Annotated in this window: 28 protein-coding genes; 14 read left to right on the top strand and 14 right to left on the bottom strand. The window is 66.3% G+C overall.

Annotation, left to right across the window (positions count from 1 at the left end; translation table 11 throughout):
• Positions 1 to 27: 27 nt before the first annotated feature.
• Positions 28 to 435, bottom strand: coding sequence for a hypothetical protein (locus ABD810_RS38540; RefSeq protein WP_344952801.1), 408 nt, complete (start codon positions 433 to 435; stop codon positions 28 to 30).
• 141 nt (positions 436 to 576) lie between these two features.
• A complete protein-coding gene (locus tag ABD810_RS38545; protein ID WP_344952803.1) occupies positions 577 to 1137 on the bottom strand; it encodes an RICIN domain-containing protein in 561 nt (186 codons plus the stop codon).
• 819 nt (positions 1138 to 1956) lie between these two features.
• On the opposite strand from ABD810_RS38545, the gene ABD810_RS38550 reads away from it, so the two are divergent.
• The 4 genes from ABD810_RS38550 to ABD810_RS38565 all read left to right on the top strand — a co-directional run bounded on the left by ABD810_RS38550 (position 1957) and on the right by ABD810_RS38565 (position 3756).
• Positions 1957 to 2292: a hypothetical protein gene (locus ABD810_RS38550; RefSeq protein WP_344952805.1), complete on the top strand. Its 336-nt coding sequence runs from the start codon at positions 1957 to 1959 to the stop codon at positions 2290 to 2292.
• On the top strand, positions 2289 to 2558 hold the full coding sequence (locus ABD810_RS38555; protein WP_344952807.1) for a hypothetical protein: 270 nt from the start codon (positions 2289 to 2291) through the stop codon (positions 2556 to 2558). Before ABD810_RS38550 ends, ABD810_RS38555 begins: the two co-directional genes overlap by 4 nt.
• Positions 2559 to 2708: 150 nt before the next feature.
• Positions 2709 to 2888 (top strand): hypothetical protein, encoded by a 180-nt coding sequence (locus tag ABD810_RS38560; protein WP_344952808.1) that lies wholly within the window; start codon positions 2709 to 2711, stop codon positions 2886 to 2888.
• A 421-nt stretch (positions 2889 to 3309) separates the two neighbouring features.
• Positions 3310 to 3756, top strand: coding sequence for a hypothetical protein (locus ABD810_RS38565; RefSeq protein WP_344952809.1), 447 nt, complete (start codon positions 3310 to 3312; stop codon positions 3754 to 3756).
• 359 nt (positions 3757 to 4115) lie between these two features.
• On the opposite strand, the gene ABD810_RS38570 is transcribed toward ABD810_RS38565, so the two are convergent.
• On the bottom strand, positions 4116 to 4655 hold the full coding sequence (locus ABD810_RS38570; RefSeq protein WP_344952810.1) for a hypothetical protein: 540 nt from the start codon (positions 4653 to 4655) through the stop codon (positions 4116 to 4118).
• 561 nt (positions 4656 to 5216) lie between these two features.
• Between ABD810_RS38570 and ABD810_RS38575 the strand changes: the two genes are divergently transcribed.
• On the top strand, positions 5217 to 5387 hold the full coding sequence (locus ABD810_RS38575) for a hypothetical protein (protein ID WP_344952811.1): 171 nt from the start codon (positions 5217 to 5219) through the stop codon (positions 5385 to 5387).
• 95 nt (positions 5388 to 5482) lie between these two features.
• On the opposite strand, the gene ABD810_RS38580 is transcribed toward ABD810_RS38575, so the two are convergent.
• From ABD810_RS38580 to ABD810_RS38620, 9 genes are all read right to left on the bottom strand, one after another.
• Entirely contained in the window at positions 5483 to 6385 is a 903-nt protein-coding gene (locus tag ABD810_RS38580) for an NYN domain-containing protein (protein WP_344952813.1), read from the bottom strand.
• Between the two features lie 190 nt (positions 6386 to 6575).
• Positions 6576 to 8012 carry an SAM-dependent methyltransferase gene (locus ABD810_RS38585; RefSeq protein WP_344952815.1) on the bottom strand — a complete coding sequence of 479 codons (1437 nt, stop codon included), beginning with the start codon at positions 8010 to 8012 and terminating at the stop codon, positions 6576 to 6578.
• Positions 8013 to 8158: 146 nt separating this feature from the next.
• Positions 8159 to 8584, bottom strand: a complete 426-nt coding sequence (locus ABD810_RS38590) for a hypothetical protein (protein WP_344952817.1) — start codon at positions 8582 to 8584, stop codon at positions 8159 to 8161.
• Complete coding sequence (locus ABD810_RS38595) at positions 8581 to 8862, bottom strand: hypothetical protein (RefSeq protein ID WP_344952819.1); 282 nt, start codon at positions 8860 to 8862, stop codon at positions 8581 to 8583. The genes ABD810_RS38590 and ABD810_RS38595 overlap by 4 nt, the downstream gene beginning before the upstream one ends.
• A 131-nt stretch (positions 8863 to 8993) precedes the next feature.
• The gene (locus ABD810_RS38600; protein ID WP_344952821.1) at positions 8994 to 10076 is read right to left on the bottom strand and encodes a methyltransferase; all 1083 of its coding nucleotides are present in this window, start codon (positions 10074 to 10076) and stop codon (positions 8994 to 8996) included.
• Positions 10073 to 11065, bottom strand: a complete 993-nt coding sequence (locus ABD810_RS38605) for an ABC transporter substrate-binding protein (RefSeq protein ID WP_344952823.1) — start codon at positions 11063 to 11065, stop codon at positions 10073 to 10075. Before ABD810_RS38605 ends, ABD810_RS38600 begins: the two co-directional genes overlap by 4 nt.
• Before the next feature lie 205 nt (positions 11066 to 11270).
• Positions 11271 to 12203 (bottom strand): hypothetical protein, encoded by a 933-nt coding sequence (locus tag ABD810_RS38610; RefSeq protein ID WP_344952825.1) that lies wholly within the window; start codon positions 12201 to 12203, stop codon positions 11271 to 11273.
• 166 nt (positions 12204 to 12369) lie between these two features.
• Positions 12370 to 13611, bottom strand: coding sequence for an endonuclease/exonuclease/phosphatase family protein (locus ABD810_RS38615; RefSeq protein ID WP_344952827.1), 1242 nt, complete (start codon positions 13609 to 13611; stop codon positions 12370 to 12372).
• Between the two features lie 183 nt (positions 13612 to 13794).
• Complete coding sequence (locus ABD810_RS38620) at positions 13795 to 15000, bottom strand: helix-turn-helix domain-containing protein (RefSeq protein ID WP_344952829.1); 1206 nt, start codon at positions 14998 to 15000, stop codon at positions 13795 to 13797.
• A 152-nt stretch (positions 15001 to 15152) separates the two neighbouring features.
• Here ABD810_RS38620 and ABD810_RS38625 point away from each other — a divergent pair, with 152 nt between their 5' ends.
• The 6 genes from ABD810_RS38625 (at position 15153) to ABD810_RS38645 (ending at position 17773) form a co-directional block, all read left to right on the top strand.
• Positions 15153 to 15797, top strand: a complete 645-nt coding sequence (locus tag ABD810_RS38625) for a hypothetical protein (protein WP_344952832.1) — start codon at positions 15153 to 15155, stop codon at positions 15795 to 15797.
• Positions 15798 to 15884: 87 nt separating this feature from the next.
• Positions 15885 to 16442 carry a 2'-5' RNA ligase family protein gene (locus tag ABD810_RS38630; protein ID WP_344952834.1) on the top strand — a complete coding sequence of 186 codons (558 nt, stop codon included), beginning with the start codon at positions 15885 to 15887 and terminating at the stop codon, positions 16440 to 16442.
• Between the two features lie 55 nt (positions 16443 to 16497).
• A complete protein-coding gene (locus ABD810_RS38635; RefSeq protein ID WP_344952836.1) occupies positions 16498 to 16794 on the top strand; it encodes a hypothetical protein in 297 nt (98 codons plus the stop codon).
• The gene (locus ABD810_RS38640; protein ID WP_344952838.1) at positions 16752 to 16943 is read left to right on the top strand and encodes a GNAT family N-acetyltransferase; all 192 of its coding nucleotides are present in this window, start codon (positions 16752 to 16754) and stop codon (positions 16941 to 16943) included. The genes ABD810_RS38635 and ABD810_RS38640 overlap by 43 nt, the downstream gene beginning before the upstream one ends.
• A 190-nt stretch (positions 16944 to 17133) precedes the next feature.
• Positions 17134 to 17352 carry a helix-turn-helix domain-containing protein gene (locus ABD810_RS41225; RefSeq protein WP_425567041.1) on the top strand — a complete coding sequence of 73 codons (219 nt, stop codon included), beginning with the start codon at positions 17134 to 17136 and terminating at the stop codon, positions 17350 to 17352.
• Positions 17353 to 17428: 76 nt separating this feature from the next.
• The gene (locus tag ABD810_RS38645; RefSeq protein WP_344952840.1) at positions 17429 to 17773 is read left to right on the top strand and encodes a hypothetical protein; all 345 of its coding nucleotides are present in this window, start codon (positions 17429 to 17431) and stop codon (positions 17771 to 17773) included.
• Here ABD810_RS38645 and ABD810_RS41230 read toward each other — a convergent pair.
• A complete protein-coding gene (locus tag ABD810_RS41230) occupies positions 17705 to 17971 on the bottom strand; it encodes a helix-turn-helix domain-containing protein (protein ID WP_425567042.1) in 267 nt (88 codons plus the stop codon). The genes ABD810_RS38645 and ABD810_RS41230 overlap by 69 nt on opposite strands.
• Positions 17972 to 18084: 113 nt before the next feature.
• On the opposite strand from ABD810_RS41230, the gene ABD810_RS38650 reads away from it, so the two are divergent.
• Positions 18085 to 18780 carry an HAD family hydrolase gene (locus ABD810_RS38650; RefSeq protein ID WP_344952842.1) on the top strand — a complete coding sequence of 232 codons (696 nt, stop codon included), beginning with the start codon at positions 18085 to 18087 and terminating at the stop codon, positions 18778 to 18780.
• A gap of 9 nt (positions 18781 to 18789) precedes the next feature.
• On the opposite strand, the gene ABD810_RS38655 is transcribed toward ABD810_RS38650, so the two are convergent.
• The gene (locus tag ABD810_RS38655) at positions 18790 to 20145 is read right to left on the bottom strand and encodes an NsdA family TPR-like regulatory protein (protein ID WP_486387636.1); all 1356 of its coding nucleotides are present in this window, start codon (positions 20143 to 20145) and stop codon (positions 18790 to 18792) included.
• 105 nt (positions 20146 to 20250) lie between these two features.
• Here ABD810_RS38655 and ABD810_RS38660 point away from each other — a divergent pair, with 105 nt between their 5' ends.
• The gene (locus tag ABD810_RS38660) at positions 20251 to 20907 is read left to right on the top strand and encodes a dTMP kinase (protein ID WP_344952846.1); all 657 of its coding nucleotides are present in this window, start codon (positions 20251 to 20253) and stop codon (positions 20905 to 20907) included.
• A 4-nt stretch (positions 20908 to 20911) separates the two neighbouring features.
• A complete protein-coding gene (locus tag ABD810_RS38665; protein WP_344952848.1) occupies positions 20912 to 22222 on the top strand; it encodes a B12-binding domain-containing radical SAM protein in 1311 nt (436 codons plus the stop codon).
• Positions 22223 to 22272: the final 50 nt, after the last annotated feature.

The raw sequence follows: 22272 nt of genomic DNA on the forward strand, positions 1-22272 counted from the left end.
CCGCCCTGCGTCATAACTAAACGGGCCCTAAGCCCGCGCTGATGGCAATACCGGACGTACCGGGACGACACGCAAAGGCACACCGTGGACTGCGTAGAGCACCTGAGGTCTCAACTCGACACCACCGAACAAGCCGCCCGTGACACCCTCGCCCAACTCAACGCCCAACGTGCCCAAGGGGTCATCCCAATCAGAGAACGCGAACAAGTCAAGCGGGCCAAAGAGCAACTGCGCCTGGTTGACGACTGTCACAAAGCTGTCGCCATCTACGAAAGCGCCCACGCGGTCGACCCTGACGGTGCTGACACTGCCTGCCTGCTGTCCATAGCCCGGATCCTCGTCGCCCAGCAGGTCGAACTCGACCAGATACGGGGTCAGGCCCCGGAGTAGGTCGGCGCGCAGCACGACCTGGGCGGTGACGACCGGCCAGACCACAGAGGGTGGGGGTCTGCCCCGGCGGATACAAGTCATGCCACCGGGTCGGCGCAGCCCGCGCAGAAGGTGCTGCGGTACAGCGAGCCTAGGAGCCCCTGGTGAGGTTTCCTGGGCTCCCCGCTCGTTCCAGCTCGTGCTGGCTTACCAGGTGTGGCCTTCCCGAAGGAAGCGCCACAGTCGGTCGGAGGAGTTCTGGTCCCGGTTGAGGTAGAGGGTGTTCCAGCTTCCTGGTCCGTGGTAGGTGTCCAGGGTCAGCGCGATGGCGGTGTTGACGCGGGGGCGGTAGGCGCCCCACCCGGTGGGATGACCGATGTCGGATTCTTCCGGGCGACGCGACCAGTCCTGCAACTGCGAGCCGTTACAGGTGCGGATCACGACCTTGGTACCTCCGACGGGGCTGGCGATGGCGGGTTGCAAGCACTTGTTGGCCGCCTCGTTCTTGATCACGTAGTGGCCGTCCGCCTTGACCTCGTAGGTCCACTTGGCGGTGCGGTACTTCCAGTTCGGGTGGCGCAGGGAGATCGCCTCGGCTCCCTCTGCGACGCTGTCGCTCAATGTGGCCAGGCGGCTGCCGTCCATCCGGTTGATGAACTCCCGGTTGGTCTGCGGCTCGGCATGCGCGGCGGGCGTGAGCGTCAGCGAGGTGAGGGTCGAGGTGGCCGCCGCTGCGGCGAGTACGGCCATGCGACTGATGATGGACATAACAAAGATGCTCCTTATCTGGGAGAACGAGAAGACGGCCAGCCAAGAGGATCTACGCGCGCGCGCAGTCACCGAAAGTAGCAACCAAGTACGTTCAGTCACAGCGTCCACGCTGCCCGGTGATGGATCAGTACGCCGGTCTCTCGCCATGAGTGGCTCCCGAACACCCCAGCGGAGCTCTCCCTAGCCTTGACCTACGGCGGGGAGGTTTAGCGTTCGATTTCAGCCGGATGGTCCCAAGACCCGTTCCCGCCAACCGCCGCATGATGCGCTCACCCGCGCTGCCCGACCGTGATGGAGACACGCCACAACCGGAAGGTGCGAACGGATAGCAGCCCGGCACACCGCATACCAAGGGTCCCTCGCGGAGGTCGGCCGATCCGAAACCGAGGGCCTGCACAACACCATCGTCGAAGCGATGATCAGCGGCTGCCTGGTAGACCTACACGCCTGGTTGGAGCAACGGCACGGCCCGAGACCGTTCGCCGCCCTCTTTAAGGCGGCCTCATACCGCGGCCCTGATCCCGTATGGAAAAGGCGTCCCCCCTTCACCCAGAGCGCGCCTGGGTGGAGTGTCACACCGGCTGACGGGCGCCCGGGTTTCCTGGGACGATAGAAGTGCGATGAACTCCTCCCTCTCCCTGGTCACCGCCCACCCCCGCTTGCCCGTGCAGCTGCACCGCGGCTGCCGCCCGGGCGAGCTCCACCTGCTGGCGCTCGCCGTGCCGGTCACGGCCGATGACTGCGAAGACCTCGGACGGTGGCTCGCCGAGCACGGCAGGGCACTCGCCCGCGCGCACCTCACTCTGGCAGCGTCGAATGATCAAAGCACGCCACCGACATCAGGCCGCGCTCGACGTCCCGGTGACGATGCTGCTCGGCGACCCCGGCACCACCGGCGCCCGTGCGACCGCCGAAACGCTGGACCAGCCCACCGAGCTGGCCTTCCAGATGCGGCGCGAGCTGTGGTCGGACGTCCATCGGACCCTGACCAGCTACGTGATCGACCAGGCCGTCAAGGCGCCGATGGGGCCGCTCAAGGGCACCGTCACGCTCGACGAGGACGGCCAGGAGATCATCACCCTGCGCGGCGCGACCGAGCGGACCATCGATATCGGCCCGACCTGGACGACGTCGACCAGTCCCAGCTGGTGAAGTCTGTGGTCGAGGCCGACAGCACCCAGTACCTGCCCCCGCTGGTAGTGGTCCGGCTGCTGCTTCAGGTACTCAAGGTGCGCGACGTGGACGAGATCATCGCCCACGTGACCGGAGACAACGGCGAGTTCATCTCCCCCAGAGACACCGCAGGGCAGGAGGCCGTTGACCGATTCCGCCGCGGCGAAGACCCCGCGTCCGCGTTCGGCGGCGGCGACCCGAGCCAGCCCGGCCAGGACCCCGCGAGGGAGCCGGTAACCGTATGACCCTCCACCTCGTCCCCGTCGCCGACGCCATCGAGCACATCGCCGCCTACGCGTGCATCTGCGGTCCCCGCCGAGAAGTAGTCCCCCACGAGGCGAAGCTCCGCTTTGCCGCCGTCCACGATGCCGTCGACGGGCGGGACGGGGGTCGGCGTGGCGATCACCGAACGGACGCTCCGCCTGGTCCGGGAGGTGAGGCAGAACCTCGACAAGATCGTTGACGGGGTCACCCGCGACCTCACCGCCGCGTGGGTCCGCGCGTGGGACGAGCTCATCGGCACCTACAACGAGGCCGCCGACGAGCTCATTGCCGCGGCGGTCGATGGCCGCTGAGCACCTGGGCGGCGGTGTCCACCTCGGCGGGGTTCGCAGTGGGGCGGCTACCTTGGCGCGTTTGGCCCAGGCCAGCACGGCGGCCACAGCTGTGGCGGTGGCCAGTGTCACTGCGGCTGCGTCGGCGAGGTTGACCTCGGTGGCCGGTTTCATCGCCCGCACGACCATGGCCGACAGTCCGGTCAGCGCGAGGATGGCCGCTGCGGCGACCGTGACGATCCAGAGGGTCCGGCGTCGGTTCACACCGGTATCGTCGCCGTTTGTTGACAGTTGGGCATCACTTGCGCACAAATCGTGATCGTCGATCGCCTTTGCGGGTTGCTGCCGCCGGTTGGTCTCAGGGACGCATAGAGCCCGACCAGGACTTCCGGACCCCTGTTCGGTTTGGCCGCTGCCGCTGCCGCTGCCGCTTGGGTGCGCGGTGCTGCGCACGGCGCACGGTCTGAGGCTGCGCGAAGGCCCCGCGGCCGACTGGCCGGGAAGCGGTGCGCACCGGGGATGTCACCTCAGCGGCCTTTGGTGCCTCACCGGTGAAGGTCTCGACGTCGCCGATGTTCTGGTCGTACCTGATCCACTCGTCTTCGGCGTTGATCGCGTCTCACACGGTCGCGTACCGGCGCGTGGGCGCCTGCTGACGCTCGGCGTGGCGCTCCTGGTGGAGTTTCTCGGCGGCCTCGACGAGGGCGAGCGCGGCCTCGAACCGGGAGTGGGAGGTGGCGGCCCACTGGTCTGCCTGCTCGTGCCACGCCCGGTACCGGCGGGCGATCTCCTCACCCTGATGCAGCGGGGGAGTTTGTCGAGCTCGACGGCCACGGGCTCGACGCTGGCGGCTTTCCACGCGGTGAGCGCGAGCGCACCGTCCGAGTGACGTCGAGGGTGGCGCCGTCGACCAGCAGGCTGGCTCGGATGAGCGCGCCGAAACGGGTCCGGGGACACCGCGCGTCCGCGGCCGCCGCGCACCCCGGTGCGGTAGTAGCCGCGGTCGTCGCGGTGCAGTTCACCTGCGGCGGTCCAACGCATCGCGGAGGCCTGCGCAACCGGACCAGAGCACCCGCCGTGCCTGCTGTTGGTGCCGGTCGGCGGTGAGCATGGCCTACACCTGCTCCTGGTTGTCAGGGGTGATCAGGGGAGGATCGGTCCTTTCTTCTTGGTGCGCCGTACGGCCCACCGTTGCGCGATGTGCAGCAGTAGAGGGTCCCGGGCGGCGCGGCCGGGCGCCCGCTGCATTCACCGCCATACCGGCTGCGCGGTCGGTGTGATCCGCCACCACGACTCGGCGACTTCCAGCGCCGCTGCGGTGAACCTCACGGCCGCCTGCTCGGCGTCATCCCCATCGAACAGGAACGTCGTGTAGTCGTTGCCGCCTGACGTCGCGTGCACAGTGCCGGCTTCCCGCGCCAGGCGTGGCAGCATCCTATATATGAGGTCAGCGTCCGCCTCGCTCTCCGCGTCGCCGTGCATGATCGACACCGGTTGGATTCCGCGTGTAGCGAGCATGGCCTCGGCCGTGACCGCGTCGCCGGCCAGTGTCTGCACGAGTTCGAGGGCCCGTTCCTTGATCGCGTCGTACTCCGGTGCGGTCATGGGGGTGACGGGGTCAGCCGGGAACCTGTAGACGGCTTGCGCTGTTTGGATGCCCAGGCCGTTGCAGTCGTCACAGACTTCGGTGAAGAACGCGGCACCTCGGCAGGTGCGGCAGGCACACGAGGTGCAGGGGCCGGGCCCGTAGTCGGACGAACCTCGGCAGTGCGGGCAGTCGTTGGTCATAGGTCAGTCTCCGCCCGGTTGAGGGCTGCGGCCCTCGGACCGGGGCCGCTCGTCATGCTGGTGTTCATCGGATGAGGTCCTGTCCGGTGGCGATGCGGTAGATGGGGGAGTCGGTCGTGGCCAGAGGGGTGATGGCGGTGAGCCGGGTCGAGGATCGCGGGGTGGACGTACCAAGGAAGGCCAAAGGCCCGGGTGTTGATTTCACGGACCACGCGGCGCAGGGCGTGGGCGTTCATCAGCTTGTTGATCGTGCGTTCGGGAGTTCGTTGGCCGGGTCGGTGTGTACGTAGATGTACATCGTGTTCACCTTTTCGCCGAGTTCGCCACCGTGAACGTCCTGGCCGACCTCGGCGCGCTCCCCGCGTCCCTACCGGCCGGGATGGTGCAGCCCGTCCCCGCGAGCGCTGCGGACTACGGGATCGTATTCGCCGCCCCACCGTCGTTCGTCGGATGGGGCCAGCCTCTTTGACCCCTGACAGGAGTGCTGTAGCACCATAAGACGATGGTGATGCGCCGCTACCACGAACCAGCCGCGTGGTCCTCGACGAGGAAGCTCAGCCTGTGAAGTTCTGGGCTGGTCGTCACACCTTCGTCGTCGCCGAACTGCTCGGCCCGCCGCGGGATGAGGTAGAGCCGTGGTGGACGGAGGAGAACCTCGGCCGGCCCTTGGAGGACCTGCGGATGCGGCACTACCTGCTGCGCGCTCTGGGGGCGTGCGGCGGAACGCGGTGATGGAGCTTGTCCTCCAGGCGGAGACGTGGCACGTGGTGGGGGAGAGGACTAGCGATGGGGCGCCAACCCTACGGCTGGCGCCCCATCGCGGTGAGCTATTCGTCCGTGTCTGGCGTGTACGGCTCTATGGAACGGGCCTGAGGGTACTTCTGGCCGGGTAGGCATCGGGGTCGGCCGTTGAAGCGGACTTCGTGTCCAGCAGGCAGAGAATGGATGCCACGTGGAAGGTCATCGCGGTGTGCGAACCACGCGAGCCCGCTCGTATCGCGGATGAATCCGTAGGGTGAACGGGGCTTCCATGTGTGGATGGTGCCGTATCGGTACCCATCTGAAGCCCGTTGGCTTGTGGCGCCTGCCACAGGGTCAGTGAATGGGTACCTGAGCCGGTAATCAGGAGCCAGGCCAGCGTCCAGCAAGGATTCCCACGAGGGTGCGTGATCGGCGGCGTCTGTAAGCAGAGGTGCCCGCCACACCCGGTGCGGAGCGCCATCCGCCTGGGTGAAGCTGCTGGGAACGATGACCCGGACCTGTAGCTTGCGCAGGTGGTGGATGAGTGGGAGGAAGTCGGCGTCCCCGGTGATCAGAACCGCGGCGTCGATCTGGCCGGTCATGGCCAGCTCGTGTGCGATCAAGGCGAGCGCCACGTCAGCGCCCGCTTCGTTGTTGCCGTTGGGGTCGGTGCATGCGACGTCGTGCCGGATGACACCCTCGGTTCGGAGGGCGTGGTCCCATTGTCTCGACGTCGTAGCGTTGGACCGTCCATCCCCGTTGGTGGCTTGATAATCCGAGGTGACGGGACGGCCAAGCACATAATGGGCTTCTGTCACGGTGATCTGCGCAAGAGGTAGCGCCAGTTCGCGGTGGAGGTACCAGCGCATCACGTCATGGAGGCCGCCGAACGAGGGCTTGGCCATCCACTTGGAGTTGTCTGCCAGAAACTCCCATAAGTGGATGAACCAGCCGCCGTCGTAGAAGATGCCTACGCGTAGAGGTGTCAAAGGGTCCTTCTCTCGTTCATAGAGGTGCAGAGATGATGCGGTGACCCCGAGGGGGCGCCGGCTCGGGGCCACCGCTGTCCGGCCGGGTCTCTGCCAGGGCAGGGGGTGGCGAGGTTGCCCGACCGGTGTCACGGCTCCGCCATGGGCAGGCGGTGCGGGCCGTGACAGCTCATGGTGGGTGTTGCGGGAGCTACGAGGACACCGGCTCACCGTCGACGGCGGTTCCCATCCGGCCGACTCCGCCGAGCATGCGGATCGTCAGCGGCTCGTCGGTGAAGCCGTCAGGCCGCCAGTACTGCACGTCGACCAGGCCGGGGTCTACCAGGGTGAACCCGTCGAAGATGGCCTCGATCTGGTTGATGCTGCGGAACACCGCTGGTGATTCCGCGTGGGCGTACACCTCGCGGAACCGGGCCACCGTCTCAGGGGGTGCTCCCTCGTCGGTGCCGTGCGATACCACCAGCATGCTCCCTGGGCACATCATGGTGCGGAACACGCCCACGATGCCGCCTGGGTCGTCAGGGATGAAGTTCAGCAGCGATGTCGCGACCAACGCCACCGGCCGGTCGAAGTCGATGATCTCGGTGAGCTTGCGGATGACCTGCTCGGGTTCGCGGACGTCGCCATCGATGATGTGCATGCCGGCGTGCAAAGCCCGGACGTGGGACAGCACAATAGGGTCGTTGTCGACTCCTGCGACGACCGCGTTCGGGTTCACCTGCCGGGCCACCTCGTCCACGTTGGGTGAGGTGGGGATCCCGGTGCCCAGGTCGATGATCTGGGAGACAGCGGTGGCGCAGTACCGGACTGCGCGAGCCATGAATGCCCGGTTCGCCATCGCCAGTTCCGGGGCCTCGGGCATGGCCTCGATGAGTCGTCGTACCGCGTCCCGGTCGACGGAGAAGTTGTCCTTGCCGCCGAGCAACACGTCATACATGCGCGCGGTCGAGGCCACGGTGGTGTTGATGGTGGGGAACGGCTGCGCGGGGGCCGGCTTGTCGCGCAGGGGCGATGATTCATCGGTCAATGGGTGCTCCGATTCCTCGAATGCTCGTCGGGCGATGTGCATGGCGGCCGCGCTGATGTCGGTGGTGGAGGTGTGTTCCTCATTGGCCAGCAGCCCTTCCAGGGCGGCCACGACCCCTCTGGCGATCAGGGCCTCTTGCGGGTGGTTTGTGGAGCCGAGCAGCGTGGCCAGGTGCGTGGTCGTCTGCTCCCGCGAGGGTCGTAGATAGTCGCCGCCGTGGTTGGCTTCCCGGTACAAGATCCGGGCTCTGCGCGGGTCGCCGGTCACGAACAGCACGTACGCCTCGACTGCCAAGCGTGTCCGCTGCGGTGAGTCCTTGTGCAGGTGCGATACCGCGTCCCGGACCGTGTGGATGGCTTGCTGTGCGCACCGGTCGTACACCAGTTTCAGCAGCTCCACGCGCCCACGAGCGCGAGGGGAACCGGGGAAGCATTCGTAGAACGTGCGGGCCGACACCGACGCCTGACCGTAGAGGTCCGCGACTGTGGTGTCGGTGAACCCGACAGTGCCGAACAGTTGGTGGGCGGCGGCGATGAGCCGCTCCTTTTGGTCGGCGAGCCGCTCTTCAGTCGTCTGCTTGGCGTATTTGCGGCCAGACATCGGACCGACCTCCCGGCGTGGACGATATGTGAGTTGCCCAGCGTGTCGGTTTCGGTCTGGGCTGCTTGGGGGGAAAGGGCGGGGGACCTGACGACTCGATGCGCAGGCCCCCAGCCCCTCGTCTGCGAAGGTGTCAGCGGCATCCGCTATCCCGGGAGTTCCTCGGGGTTCACCGGCGCCGCCTTGCCGCCCTGTGAGGCTTGCGGTGGGTTGGGCGATTTCGGGTTCTTCGGCGCATCCAGCGATTCGGCCGGCCACCGGCGCCGGGCATGCAGGTAGAGGGGCAGCAGTAGCCGGGCCGCGCCTTCAGGGGTGCGCGCGTGGCTGAACAGCGGTCTGCCCTTGGCGCTGAGACGCAGGGAGTCCCACCAGATACGCCGCCCATCGGTGAAGGCGACCACGTGGCGCCACAGCGACACGGCTGCGGTGCCGTCCGGCAGCCCGTACCGGTTGGCCGGCACGTTGCAGCGCGCCAACTCCGCCGTCAACTCCTCGGCGATCTTGCGTGTCCGGCGCGGGACATCAAGGATCGAGGGCGGGTCCCACGCCGGCCAGGGTGCCTCGCCCGTCACGCTCGTGCCCCCGGCCTGCGAAAAAGCTCCGCGTCCCGCATCGCCTCCCGCAGGGCTTGCATAGTGGGGGCGGTCACGGGGGACGCGATTCCCTCCACGCAGGGGATGGCCTCGAAGTGCCTGTCATGCAGCCGGTACAAAACCAGCCACCCCGGCTCCAGCGCGTTGACCCGGTCAGCCTCCGCCCGCTGCGCCAGGTCCCACGGCCGCCGCGGCACCGCCTTGGTGGTTCGAGGTTGTCCCTTGCTATGCCGGCCACGGGACGTCGCCCTGTTCATTGATCCACTCCTTGCCCGAAGTCCTTGCGCAGGGGCAGCGGCAGGCCTCTACAGTCATCCATGGGTCGCACCTCCGATGTGCGGTCAAGGAGCCCGCCAGGTGATGCCTCACCTCGGCGGGTTCCGCCGTTTCAGCTGCCGGCAGGGGGTGGAGCGATAGTGCAGGTGATCAGAGACAGACCCCACGGCAGGGACTGCATTCGCCGGTCAGGCCACAGGCCGGCCCCGGTGAGCAGGTCGGTGTACTGCTGGACCGTCCGCTCTGTGGTGGCGAACAACCCCAGCATGCGCAGCGCGATGGCGTGCGCCGGGTGCGGTTCCGAGCCGCCGGGGGTGAGCATGTCGATCAGCCACAACCGGGAGTCGGCGGTCATGGTGTCGCGCACGGCGGCGAGCAGGCTCCCGGCGCGTGCGTCGTCGAGGTTGTGCAGCACGCTGGCCAGCACGTAGTCGGTGCCCGGGGGGATGGTGTGGAAGATGTCGCCGGCGAGGACTTCCCACCGGCCGCCGATGTTCTGCTCTTCCAGGTAGGCGCGGGCGCGGCGGGCCACCGATTCCCGCTCCACCAGCACCCCGGTGGCATCACGGTGCGCGCGCAGGACCGCGGCCAGCAGATGACCGGTCCCGCCGCCCAGGTCAACGACGGTCGCGCCGAATTCGCGCCGGGCCACTGCTGGGGCGATCCGCCGGGTCCGCGACTCCATGTACCAGTCGAACAACGCCGCCGTCTCCGGGTGCGCCTCCAAGTACGCGTACAGGCCACCGTGGGCATCGGTAACGGCTGCCCGCCCCGTGCGTACCGTGTCGGTCAACTCGTCCATGGCGGCCCGCCACAACCGATGGGCGTTGATTCGCACCGAGGGCAGCATCGTGTTCTCATGGTCGGCCAGCAGCGTCTGCCCGGTCATGCCGAGCACGTAATGGCCGATCTCCGTGCGGTTCACGATGCTGTCGGACAGCAGCGCGTTCAGGATGGTGGCCAGCTGCCGGGGTTGCGCCCTGACGCGTTTGGCCAGCTCCTGCGCGCTCTGCTCCCCGTAGATGGCGAGCTGCTGCGGGCAGCCGAGCTCAACGAAGACGTCCAGAGCTCGAGCGAGTAGCCCCCCGGCGATGATCCGTTGAATCGTGTCGGCCGGGGACACCTCGACCACCGAGGGCACCAGATGGGCAGGTGAGCCGGGACGGCGGGTTCTGCGGGGCAGCGGGTCGCTCACGATGCCTTCACCGCCGGGGTCGCGCCGGAACCCGCGAGCAGCAGGGTCACATCCATCGGGGTGTCGAGGTAGCCGAGTTCCTTCATCCGGTCGGCGACCCGCTGGATTCGGATCGGTTCCAGGCTCACCGGGAAAGTGCCCAGCCTGATGTTGCTCGCGATGTTCGCTTCGATCCGGGTGTACTTCGGGATGGCATTTTCGACCAAGTCAGGATCGCGGGCCGCGTCAGCCTGGGCAGCTTCCATCGCCCGCTGAAACGCGGCGACGGTCTTGGGGTTCTTCTTGGCGAACTCCACCGTGGTCATCCACCCGGCGATGGGGAAGTTCGCCATGGATCCGCTCATCAGGTCATAGATCTCGCGCGCCCCGTGCTGGGTGGCGAACGCGCTGATGAATGGCTCGACGAGCACGACGGCGTCGACCTGCCCGGTGACCGCGGCGGCGATCATCTGCGGCAACGCCATGGGGACCATCTGCACGTCGGACGCCTTGAGGCCGGCCGTGGCCAGCCCGTTCTCCACGCCGAGGGTGATGATGCTGTGCAGGGCGGCGACCGCGATCCTCTTGCCGCGCAGGTCCTTCAGCTCTTGGGCTTTGGAGGTTTTGGGCACCATGACGACAAAGGTTCCCGGGGCGGCCTGGTAGGCGTCGTTGAGGAACTGGAACGGGCCGGCGCCTTGGGCTTGAGCGGCGATCGTCGAGACGTAGTTGCCGATCGAGATGTCCAGGCTGCCGCCCTGCAGCGGTGCGAAGGCCAGCCCGCCGCTCTGGATCTCGGAGGCATCCACCTTCAGGCCTTCCCGGGAAAAGTAGCCCTTATCCTGGGCGATCTTGAGGGTGGCGCAGTCGGGGATCGGCATCCGGGCGACCGTGATCGTCGATTTCTCTGGCCGTAGACCGGTTGGGTCGGCTGGTGTCTCGCTGCAAGCGGTGGCGAGACCCACTAACCCCACGGTAAGTGAGGCGGCAAGTGCGCTTCGTAATCTCATGTGGGTATCCCGAAGAGAAGAGGTGACTCGGACAGTTCACGTGGCTTCCGGGGAGGTGGACCCCGGGCCAGCCACCTAGCCGGCTCACCCCTCGGCGGGGCGAGTTCCATATCGGCTAGGCGTCAAGCTCCCGCTTGTCCCACGAGCAAAGCGGAAGGGTCGAGGGCGATGGCACAGGACCAAGGCGACCTTCTCGCGCACCGGTCTAGGCGATCAGAGCGGCAGCACGCACGGCGGCGTCCCGTAGCCACTTCGGCGGGTGTTGGGGGAACAGAGCCATCCTTAAACACGTGAGGATCTTGTACCGCCATGGAGTCGCTGCCCAGTCAATCTTGGTGGCATTCAACGCAGCCAGGGCGGCGCTCAACCCCGTGCGACGGACTGAGGCGATATCGCAGATCAGCTCATTGACCCACGCGATCGCTCCGGTGATGCCCCACATCAGAGGCACCGTGACAAGCACGGGCAGGGCGACAAATCCAGCGACCGCGTACCCGACCAGGCCCAAGGTGACCTGCGCGGTTGCGTAGATGCTCATGACGCCGGTGGCGTGCCTCATCTCGTGGTGAAGCAGCGCCTCCAACGTGGGCGCAGGCAGATCCGCTGTGCGGTGGTGGACCACCATCACCCGGCGTGAGCCCACCCACAGCACTCCCACGGTGAGGCAATACGGGTGCTCACACGGGCCGCCGTCGGTCTTATAGCACCAGGGGTTGCAGGGGTGGATGCCTTCGATGCTGGGATACCGCGACATGGTGTCACTAATGAGCCTGTCGATGAGATCAGCGTTCGTCTCCGGCATTCGCATACGCGAGGTCTCCCAGTGCAAGGGAGCAGTGTCCCAGTCCACCGGCCCCAGGGTCCCGCGCACGTGCCGCCGTAGCCACAACCCCGCCCCCAACAGGGCGCCGCCGCCTAGCGCGAGTGAAACCGGCAACGACACGTTGGTGACAACCCGCAAAAGCACCCCGGCTCCTAGGAGAACCCCCGCTATCGCGGTACGCGCGAGCACGACCCGCCCGGGGTACTTCCCAGCCAGCGCCTGACTGGTTAGCCATTGGTTCATAGCGTCGCGGAACTTCTGCGGCTGAGCCTTGCTCGCCTGCTCCTCACTTGATCGTTTTATGCGGATGGACACAGGGTTCCTTTCAGTGGGGGGAGAGGTGGGCCGACCCAAGCCGAGATCCGCTGGGGCCGCTCGGTAGGCCCCGGGGAGGAGGTGCCCCCGGGGCCACCGGCCTGGCGGGAGCTCAGCCGTCGACGGTGAGCTCCGGCTCATGCCCTTTCGTGCGCGTGGCGCGCGCTCACGACAGGGCTTGGCGGGTCGCCAGGTCGGGCAACTGGCTGAGATCCAGATCGACAGTGATCAGGTGGTGATCGGACTGGTCTTGTTCGACTAACCGGTATCCACGGATGGCGCCCACCATGGGCGCCGTGACATGGATGCGGTCGCATCGGATGGGGGCCAAACCGTGCCCGAACCCCGCGGTGGGAGCGCGTAACCGGGGGTCATTCTGGTGATCGGCAAGGTAGGCGGCGACATCGATGTACCCGGCCTGGTGCAAGACACGGGCCGCGGCCTGGTCGTCTGGGCCATGCCGGACGGCCTTGTATCCGGGTAGGGATTCCCAATCAACGGGCGGATCCCCCAAGCCAGAGTCGTTGAAATCACCGCCCAACACGGTCAGGCCCTTCGCCAGGTCGCTGGACGCGCGTGCCTCCTGCTCGCGAATCACCGGATCGAAGGGCGCGAAGTGCGCTGAGGCAAGTACAACCGGAACGTCACCGCCGGCCACGCGGCATTCAACGCGAGCTTGAGCATGCCAAAACGGTGCGTGAACCTCGTGCCGTTCCCTCACCGGCACCAACCCGCAACGGGGTCGGATGAACACCACCAGATTGCAGTCATGACGCTCAGCACGCGCGATATAGCCGGACATCCCCAAGATGCAGTTGGCCAGGTGAAGCCATCGGGCGCCATCGGTCAACCAGTGCTTGGCCTCCTGGATCAGTACGACATCAGCACGCACGTCGGCCAGGAGACGTAGTTGGCGTTCCAAGCGGCTGGTGTCACCAGCATCGATTCCGCCGTCTCTCAGATTCCACGACGCGATCAGCATCTGACCTCCCCAGCCGATGTAGCGAGGAAGCACCCGGAAGGCGCCTGAGACGATGCAGAACGGGCGCCCATGGTCGGGGAAGTACAGGTCACCGTGTATCTGTCCCCTCGTGAGCAAGCGAAGCGGAGGAAAGCCTGAGGTGTTAAGTCGCAGGCTGCGGTGTCCACAACCTGCCGGATACGCGCCTCGCTGACGACGTACCGCGCTGCGCGGCCGGAAGCTGCGGGTCGCGCGCACAACCCGACGACCATTCGGGTTGATGGCAAGGATTTCCGCCGCCGCCTCACGATCGACCGGCAGCGCGTCCTTGCCGTCCCTGAGAAGACACTGGTATATCGCCGAGACGCGTGGCATTTTCCCCAGCGCTGTCGACTCTTCGGGGGTAAGAGACTTGGCATCCCATTCAAGGTGTTGGTTCGTCGTCATTCGGCCTCGCCAGCCCATATGCCGCAATTCGGATACAGCGTGACTCGCAGGAGCGCAGCACGCGAGAAGGTCTTACTACGCGTGCTAGGACGCTTCCCAGCGGGTCATAGGAGACGATACGAAGCAAAGTAAAGGGCGGCGGGGACACCGTGTCCCCGCCGCCCAATTTTCTTCAGCCATCCGTCAGATCGGAACGCCCAATCGGTTGACAACCGTGGCAATCGGACCGCTCAACGTGAGCGCTCGACGCGCGGCTGTTTTAACCACATCACGTGCCAGCGGGTGGTTGGTCACGCATTCTGGTGCGATCTGATGACCCTCCAGTAGCTCCTGCATGGCCTGGTCATCGTCACCGACCCTGCTGAACGCCAGAGCGCGGGAAATGCGGTGCCGTGCACGCCGTTCCTTCGGCAGATTGTCGATGGGGGTGCCTTCCACCTTCTGTAACGCATCGGGGCCGGCGCCCATCTCGACGTCGACCTGGACCGCTATCAGCGCCCGGTTCTCCGGACCGAACTCGGTCATATAGGAGTTGCGCCCGCTGCCGACCCTGTCTGCTGCCGCAGCGGCCTCCACCAGGTGTGCCGCTGCTTCCCCCCGGCGCTGCCATTGCGCTTGTATCGTCGCCTCGACCAGGTGCATGGTCCCCCAGAGCGACCACACGTCGGCGCCGCCTTGGCCCAGCATCGGATCTAAATCGTCGATTGAAAACCCCAGCAGTTCATGAGCCTCGTCAACCGCGCCAGCCGCGAGGTACACCTCGGTCTGCGTCCACCGCGTCGCGGTCATCAGCAGTGGATCGCCTGATGACTCCGCTGCTCGGGTCGCTTGCGAGGCAGCGATGGTGGCCAGGTCGATGTAACCGAGCTTTTTGGTCGACAGCGCAGCGTCATGCAGGCCCTCAGCGAGCATCCCGCATGCCCGTTCGTGTTCGACGCCCTCCACACCCGCTGCGGTGAAGGCGATGTCGATGAGGAGTCTCGGCAGGTCGGTCAGCAGATCGCCGAACCGGCCGTGACGGGCCTGGTGGTGCCCTGTGTTGACCCGCTCGCGCAGATCCTCGAGTTCGAATGGCACCCCAGCGGCGCGGCTGGGGAGGTAGCCACGTAGCAGCACCTTGCGTAGCTGAGGGATGGCTATGTGGGCGCGTTGATGCTCTCGATCTCCTGCAGTGGCGTTGGGCAGACCCAACAGGGTGGCCACCTCGACCTGCAGCGCATCAGCGATCGCGGCGATGACTGAAAAGCGATCGAGTTGTCTTTTCCCGATCTCGACACTCTTCAGCCACGCAACTGTGTAACCAAGACGATCTGCAAGCTCCGCGCGTTCAATGCCCCTCGCTAAGCGGAACTGCCGCACTCTCTGGCCGATTGTCTGTTCTTCTGCCACGGGGCCGCCTTCCGACGAACTCAGACCTCCACCGTACGTGCCGGAGACATCTTGTACACGGGACAGGCGGCTTCGCGGGTACATGGCGTCCCCGGTCACCGCATTTCCCCAGGACATGGAGGTTCCTCGCTGACCAGGTCAGCCATCCCCCGTTGACCGCCTTGCTGCTGTCTGCCCAGTCGAAAAGCGCGTTCTTGGAGGGCCAGTACCGGGAAGCTGCTCAGCTCGCACGGCACGGATATGACCTGGCAAGCCCCGACAGCGGCCGCGCGCTTCTAGCCTGCCAGGAGGCTGACGCCTGGCAGGCGCAAGGGGACGTCACGCGCGCCACCGCGGCCCTGGCCCGAGCCCACCAAGCCCGCGATCAGATCACTCAAGCGGATCATCTGGGCGGGCCTTTCTGCTGCGGACCCGCCCGGGAGGCCAACTACACCATCGCCGTCCACCTGAGCGACAATCGCCCCAAGCAAGCACTTCTCGCAGCCGAACGTGCCGAACAGGCATGGAGAGACGGCGAGCCGCAGGCTTACGGGACATGGGCGCAGGTTCGCATCGGATCGGCCATCGCGCATCTAATAGCCGGGGAAGTCACCGGGGCAGCCGACTCGCTTGGACTTGTGCTTGACCTTCCCACTGACCGCAGGCTCGCCACGCTCGCCAATCGCATGTCGCGCGAGGTATTGCCCCTGCTGGAAAGCCGTCCCCTCCGTGGTGTGCACTCGGCACTAGCGCTCGCCAATCGCATCCAGGAATACTGCTCAGCCAGCGAGACGACGCCTCAACTGACAGCGGAATAGGGATAGCGAATGGTGACAGTGCTCGATGCGTCAGGTCAGATGCGGGACCACTGGTGGTGGCGGCCAGGATGGCGAGTCGGACGGAGCATGTACACCTGGCACGCGACATTCGATGGTCAGGACACTCTGCACGCTGCCGCTGACCGCTACCAGGCCGTTCTCGTCCCACTCTCAGGAGTTGACCTCATCCCGCGGAAATGGCTGCACCTGACCATGCAGGGAGTGGGGTTCACCGACGAGGTCGACGCCGACGATCTAGCGAAGATCACAGAAGCAGCTCGGAGACATCTCGCGACGCACCGGCCGGTGACTTTCGAAGCAGGCGTGCCCATCGTAGACCCCGAAGCGATCTTGTTCGCTGTGACAGCAGCAGATGAACTCCGTGGTGTCCGCGACGGCGTACGTGCAGCAATAGCCGAGATTTGGGGCTCCGAACATGTTCCTGACAGCCCCGACTGGACGCCACACGTCAGCATCGCCTACAGCAACACTGACGGGCCGGCGGCGCCTTACGTGAACGCGCTGGCCTCCATACCCCCGAAGCCGGCAGCGGTGACCTTGCGGGACGTGCAGCTCATCCGCCTGGACAGAGACACCCGTGTCTACAAATGGGAAACAGTCAACTCCGTTCCGCTCGGCGGCTGAACGAAGCGGCCAGTCAGTGTGAGGTCGTTTACCGCCGTGAAGGAGAAACCTCTCAATGGCGTTCGCCGTGGACCAGGCCACCCCAGATGACGTGGCCGTGCTGTCGATGTTGATCGAGGAGATCGAGACTCACTACGGGGCGACGGACATCCCCTCCGACGCCGAACGACAGCAGATGATCAACCATCTGCTATTCGGTGACGTGCTGATCGCCTGGACACTGCTGGCCCGCGACGCAGACCGCGTCGTCGGCATGGCCTCCTACTCCTACCACTGGCTGAGCACTCGATGTTCCTCAAGGAGCTGTTCGTGCGTGAGGCCGACCGACGCTGCGGTGTGGCCGACCTGCTGATGCAACGCCTGTTCGACATCGCCCGGCAGCAGGGATGCGGCCGCGTCGAATGGCAGACCGAGCACGACAACACCAGCGCCCGCAGGTTCTACGAGGCGCTCGGCGCCAAGATCCACGACGGCAAAGTGTTCTACCGCGTGGAGCTGTGACGCTGTAGAACCGCCCATACCTCGCACCTCCATACAGTCGGGGGCTCCACATGACGGGTGACGTTGCGCTATCGACACAGCGCGGCCTGCAACGCCTCTGTGCCATGCTGGAGTCGATCAGGCGCGATTCCAAGGGCAGCGATTTGGCCAATTTGGTTTGGCCAACGGTGTCCAAAAATGAGGAGCCGGCATGTCACGTGGCCCTGACGCGGTAGATGGGACCCGCTCGCCTTGGCACTTACTCGGCGCTGCCCTGCGGCAGTGGCGGGAATTGCGTGGCCTGACGCTTCATGAGTTGGCGCCGATGGTTCCGATCGACCTATCTGTGCTGGCGAAGTGGGAGCGAGGAAATCGCCGACCGCCCGAGGATGCTGTGGAGCGACTCGATATGCCGGTGGCATTCTGGTGACGATGCACGGTTTCGCGTTGGCCAACGAGACGCCGCAGCCATACCTCCGGCCACGGAGCGGTGGGATGCTGACGCCATGGATTCACTGCGCCGCCAACTTCTTCTCGGCGGTCTCGCCGCGGCGGGAACCTCCGCATCCGCACCGTTCCAGGATGGGCTGGAGCGGCTGCGTTTCGTCGTCGACAAGAACGTCGGGAACCCCGACATCGACGACTACGAGGAATTGGTGTGGGAGTACTCCCACGCGATCGTGTCGCGCCCCCAACAGGTAGTGCTCGGCGACTTGGCCGCTGATGTGCTCACCCTTCAACACGCCATGATATCCGTCCCAGCGGGGGAGGCCGCACGCTGGTTACGTGTTAACGCCCGCCTGGGCCACGGCATCGTGGCAGGGAGGGTCGACCCGTGCCGTCTCCTCTAACAGGACCGTGACAGGAATGCCCAGTTCGGTGGCGATAGAGTGCAGCACCGGCAGCGACGGCACCTTCAAGCCACGCTCGATCTGAGATAGGTACTCTTCGCTGATGCCGCAAAGCCCGGCGACCGCAGCTTGCTTACGCTGCTTCTTCTCGCGCCAGTAGCGAGCCCGTTCACCCACGGGGAGTTCGGGCAACCCCATCGCGGCACCTCTCAGGTCGATACGTTGAGCTCCACCCAGGCCGACCACAGCATGGCCTAGTCGTGGCTACTGTGTGACAGTCTGTAGCACGTCAGCTTACGAGTGGAGGGAACATGTCGACTCGCCGGATTGTGCTTTGGGACATCGATCACACTCTTGTCGATACGCGAGGAGTAGGTCGCGAATTGTCTGCTCAGGCGTTTGAGAAAGTCACCGGCCTGCCGATGCAGCAACAGGCGAAAATCGACGGCATCACCGAGGCGGTTATCTTCCGGGAGACAGCGAAATTACACGGCCTGGCGACCAACCGAGACGACTTCGAGCAGTTCGCTGAGGCGCTTGCTGAAGCGCACATCGAACGGGAAGCTGAGCTGCGGGAACGTGGGCATGCACTGCCAGGAGCTGACGCTGCCCTCAATGCTCTCGCCGCAGTACCCGGTGTCGTCCAAACGGTTCTGACTGGCAATGTCCGTCGCGTCGCTGAGATCAAGCTCAAGACATTCGAGCTGGACCGTCATATTCGGTGGGATATCGGCGCGTTTGGTGAGGACAATGACGAGCGCGCCCAGCTGGTTCGGATTGCGTTGACGAGGGCGACATCGGCGTTCGGTGAACCGGTCTTTGCGACAGATGCTGTGCTGATCGGCGACAGCCCTGCCGATGTCGAGGCCGCTCTGGAGATGGATGTGCCGGCTATTGCCGTGGCGTCGGGCCGCAGCTCCGCAGAAGACCTGCGCAAAGCTGGTGCCCTTCGCGTCTTGCTCAGCCTTGAAGACACAGATGCTTTCATGGCTCTGATGTCTGAGTGACCCTGCAGGTCAGCGCAGTAGGGTGGCCGCCAGCCGATCGGCCTCGCACACCTGGGGCTCGGCGCGGTGTGGCTGCCAAGCGGTGCGTAACGCCCGCAGCAAGCAGGTCACCCGAGCCGACGACACGACGGTCAGGTCGCCGCGTAGCCCGAGCACGGTGACCGCCGAGGCCTCCGGCTCGCCACGCCGCGCCTGGACGTGCGCCAACCGGGTGCCGATCAGCGCGCGAGACCGCCGCTCGGTCGTGCGACGCGACCCCAACGACGCGGCGAAGTGCTCTTCAGCGCCGGGGAGATCACCAAGAGCCGACAAGGTGAGTCCCGCCTGATGCTGATGGGACTCGCGCCGGTAGTTCCCGGTCCAGTGAGACTGCGGCAGCGAGTCCGCCCGCTCGAGGTTCTGCTCGGCCACGCGGAGCTGGTCGAGTGCCTGCCGGTGGTTGCCCGTGGCGGCGTTGGCTTCGGCCTGCATGCCGGTGATCCACGCCCGGGTCCGTGCCGGGCACCCTCGGCGGAGCCCGGCCGCGGCGGCATCAGCGAGCGCCAGGCCCTGCGCAGCGTGGCCGAGCTCGACCGCCTGCACGGCCATGGACCGCAACGCCGTTGACCGCACCAGCGGGTCGCTTGCCTCGTCACCCAGGCGGATCGCCTGCACGTAGTACCGCTGCGCCAGCCCGGCGGCGCCGCCGTCAGCGGCCATCCACGCAGCGAGGTAGGCGAGCTCCGCGGCCGCGCGGAACAGGTCGGGCCGAGCCGCGCCGGTGCTTCCACGTAGCAGCGGTGCGACGTCCCCGACGAAGTACGCGGCAACCGCAGCCCTGGCGTGACCGCCGCCGTATAAGTCATCGGCGTCAGCCAGGCGACGTGTCATCTCGCGTATCCGTTCGACATCGCCCGAACCGGCACGAGCGGCGGCCGGTCCTGGCCGGGGCACAGTCTGGGCGGCGGCGGGTACGGCGAGCGCGGCCAACGAGTACAGGCCTGCGCTGAGCGCGGTGCGACGGTTCATGTCGTCCTCCCCCAGAGCGGTCAGCCGGGCAACGGGGTCGCCCTTCCATGGATCGTCCCCTGCGGCAGCCGTTACAGGGACCGGCCATCCGAGATCGGCCGCCGTCAGCTCAGAGCTGGACAGGCGCCGGCGAAACGCCTCCACAGCGGCGCATACGCCCTCGGGGCGAGGCGTAGTCCCGGTCAACCAGTGCCCAACCGTAGAGGCGTCGTAGGAAAGCGAGATGCGGTTCTCGGCCGCGACTCGGCGGATAGCGCACGCAACTTCAGCATGGGTCCAACCGGCCGCCGCTATCGCGGCGGCAAGGGCCTGATTGGCGATCGGGTGAACACGTCCGGGGGCCACTGGTGGAGCCATTCACATCGATTCACATCACAACCCTCTCGACGTTGACCCTCCGGCAGCGCACTGTCAATCCGTACTCAGCAATGCGTATCCACCTTCCTCGCAGGAGGAGGAGAGATGCACATCAAGAGCCACCTCCCAGGGTTCCTTGTCACCCTCGACGGGCCCAGCGGCGCAGGAAAGACCACCTGCAGCCACCTACTGCGTGACCTGCTGACCGACCGTGGTCTCCCCGCAGCACGCACCACGCAGCCCTCAGACTCCCCGATCGGTGCCCTGGCCCGCTCGGGAACACACCAGTTCCACGGCCTGGCGTTGACATGCCTGGTCGCCGCCGACCGCTACCACCACATCGCCACCGTCATCGAACCGCACCTGCAGGCCGGCCATGTCGTGGTGTGTGACCGCTACGTCCTCACCGCCTACGTCCTGGACCGGATCGACGGCGCCAGCGAGGAGTACATCACCGGCCTGTACCAGCATGCCCGACCCGCAGACCTGGCGATCGTCCTGATGGACGACCCCGAGCAGTGCATGGCCCGCGCTCAGCAACGCGGTCTGTACAGCCGCTTTCACCACGAGGACCTGGCGGCCGCCCAACGCGAGCACGAGCTGTTCCTCCAATCCGCCGAGCACCTTCGCGCAGGCGGTGCAACGGTCCTGATTCACCGTGTCGGCCAGGACGACGCTCCCGCCGTGGCCGCTGCCCTGGCCGAGCACGTCACCGCGGCGATCGCCGCACGCCCCGTCCACTTCTCCCACCCTCCGAGGTGACCGCGTGAACGTCGCACTGCTGTACCCCGAGGTCTACGACATGGCGCGCTTCAAGCAGCAGCGAAAAGAGTTCCCGCCGTTCGGCGTGCTGTACCTGGCCGCCGTAGCCGAGCAGGCCGGCCACCACGTCCAGATTCGCCGGGTCGCGCCTGGACACACCGCCCTGGACCTGACCGGGTTCGACGCGGTCGGGTTCAGCCTGGCCTCCTCGGCGACCTACGGCCTAATGCTTCAGGCCCGCCGCGACTCGGCGATCGACGCCCGCGCCCTGGTCATGGCCGGCGGCGTCCACGCCAACTTCTACCCCGCTGACGCCCTGCGCGACTTGGACGCGCACATCGTCGCCGAGGGCGAGTCCGAAGAACTCCTCCTGGAACTCCTGGACCACGTCGACGACCGGGACTTCAGCCAAGTGCCCGGCGTGCTGTTCGAGCGCAACGGCCAGATCGTCCGCACACCGGCCCGGCCGCTGATGCGCGAGATCGACACCCTGCCGCTCCCGGCCCGCCACCTGCTCCCGACCGAGGACATCGTGCTGCCCGACCGGCTGGCCGGCACCGACACCAAGATGGCGCACGTCATGTTCAGCCGCGGCTGCCCCTTCCCCTGCACGTTCTGCGCGGTCGCCCAGCGCCGCATGCAATACCGCGGCGGCGCCAGCGCCCGCACCGAGCTCACCCACCTCATCGGCACCTACGGCATCGAGGGGTTCGCCATCGTCGACGACAACTTCATCGTCAACAAGGCCAAGGTCACCGACATCTGCCACCACATCGCCGACCTCGGCCTACGCTGGTCGGCCTTGTCCCGGGTAGACACCGTCGACCAACCGCTGCTGCAGACCATGGCGGCTTCTGGATGCATCGAGATCAAGTACGGCGTCGAGTCCGGCAGCGAACGCCTGCTGAAGGCCATGCGTAAGAACACCACCCAAGCCAAGATTCGCGCCGCCGTCGAGGCCACCGCCAAGGCCGGCATCTCACCGAAAGCGTTCATCATCCACGGCTACCCCGGCGAGAACACCGAGACCACCCGCGAGACCATCGCCCTGCTGCGCGAACTGCGGCCCATGCTCGGCCGGGTGTCGCTGTTCCGGTTCGTTCCTCTACCGGGCACCCAGGTGTACCGCGACGCGCTCCTGCACGGCATCGGTGGAACGCACCTGCAGCCCGGCTGGGACGGCGACTGGGGCAAGTTCCACATCCACCACAACGAACACCGCTGGTGGGGCAGCGACGACGACTGGGCCGAAACCGAAGCCTCCTACGGCGTGCTGCGTGCCTTCGTCGAGGAGGCCTGGGGACCACAAGGCTGAATCCTGGTATCACTGCTCTCACTGGTCGCTGCGCTGCTACGGTGCCGCGC

It is taken from the genome of Sphaerisporangium flaviroseum, assembly GCF_039537005.1.
Lineage (GTDB): Bacteria > Actinomycetota > Actinomycetes > Streptosporangiales > Streptosporangiaceae > Sphaerisporangium > Sphaerisporangium flaviroseum.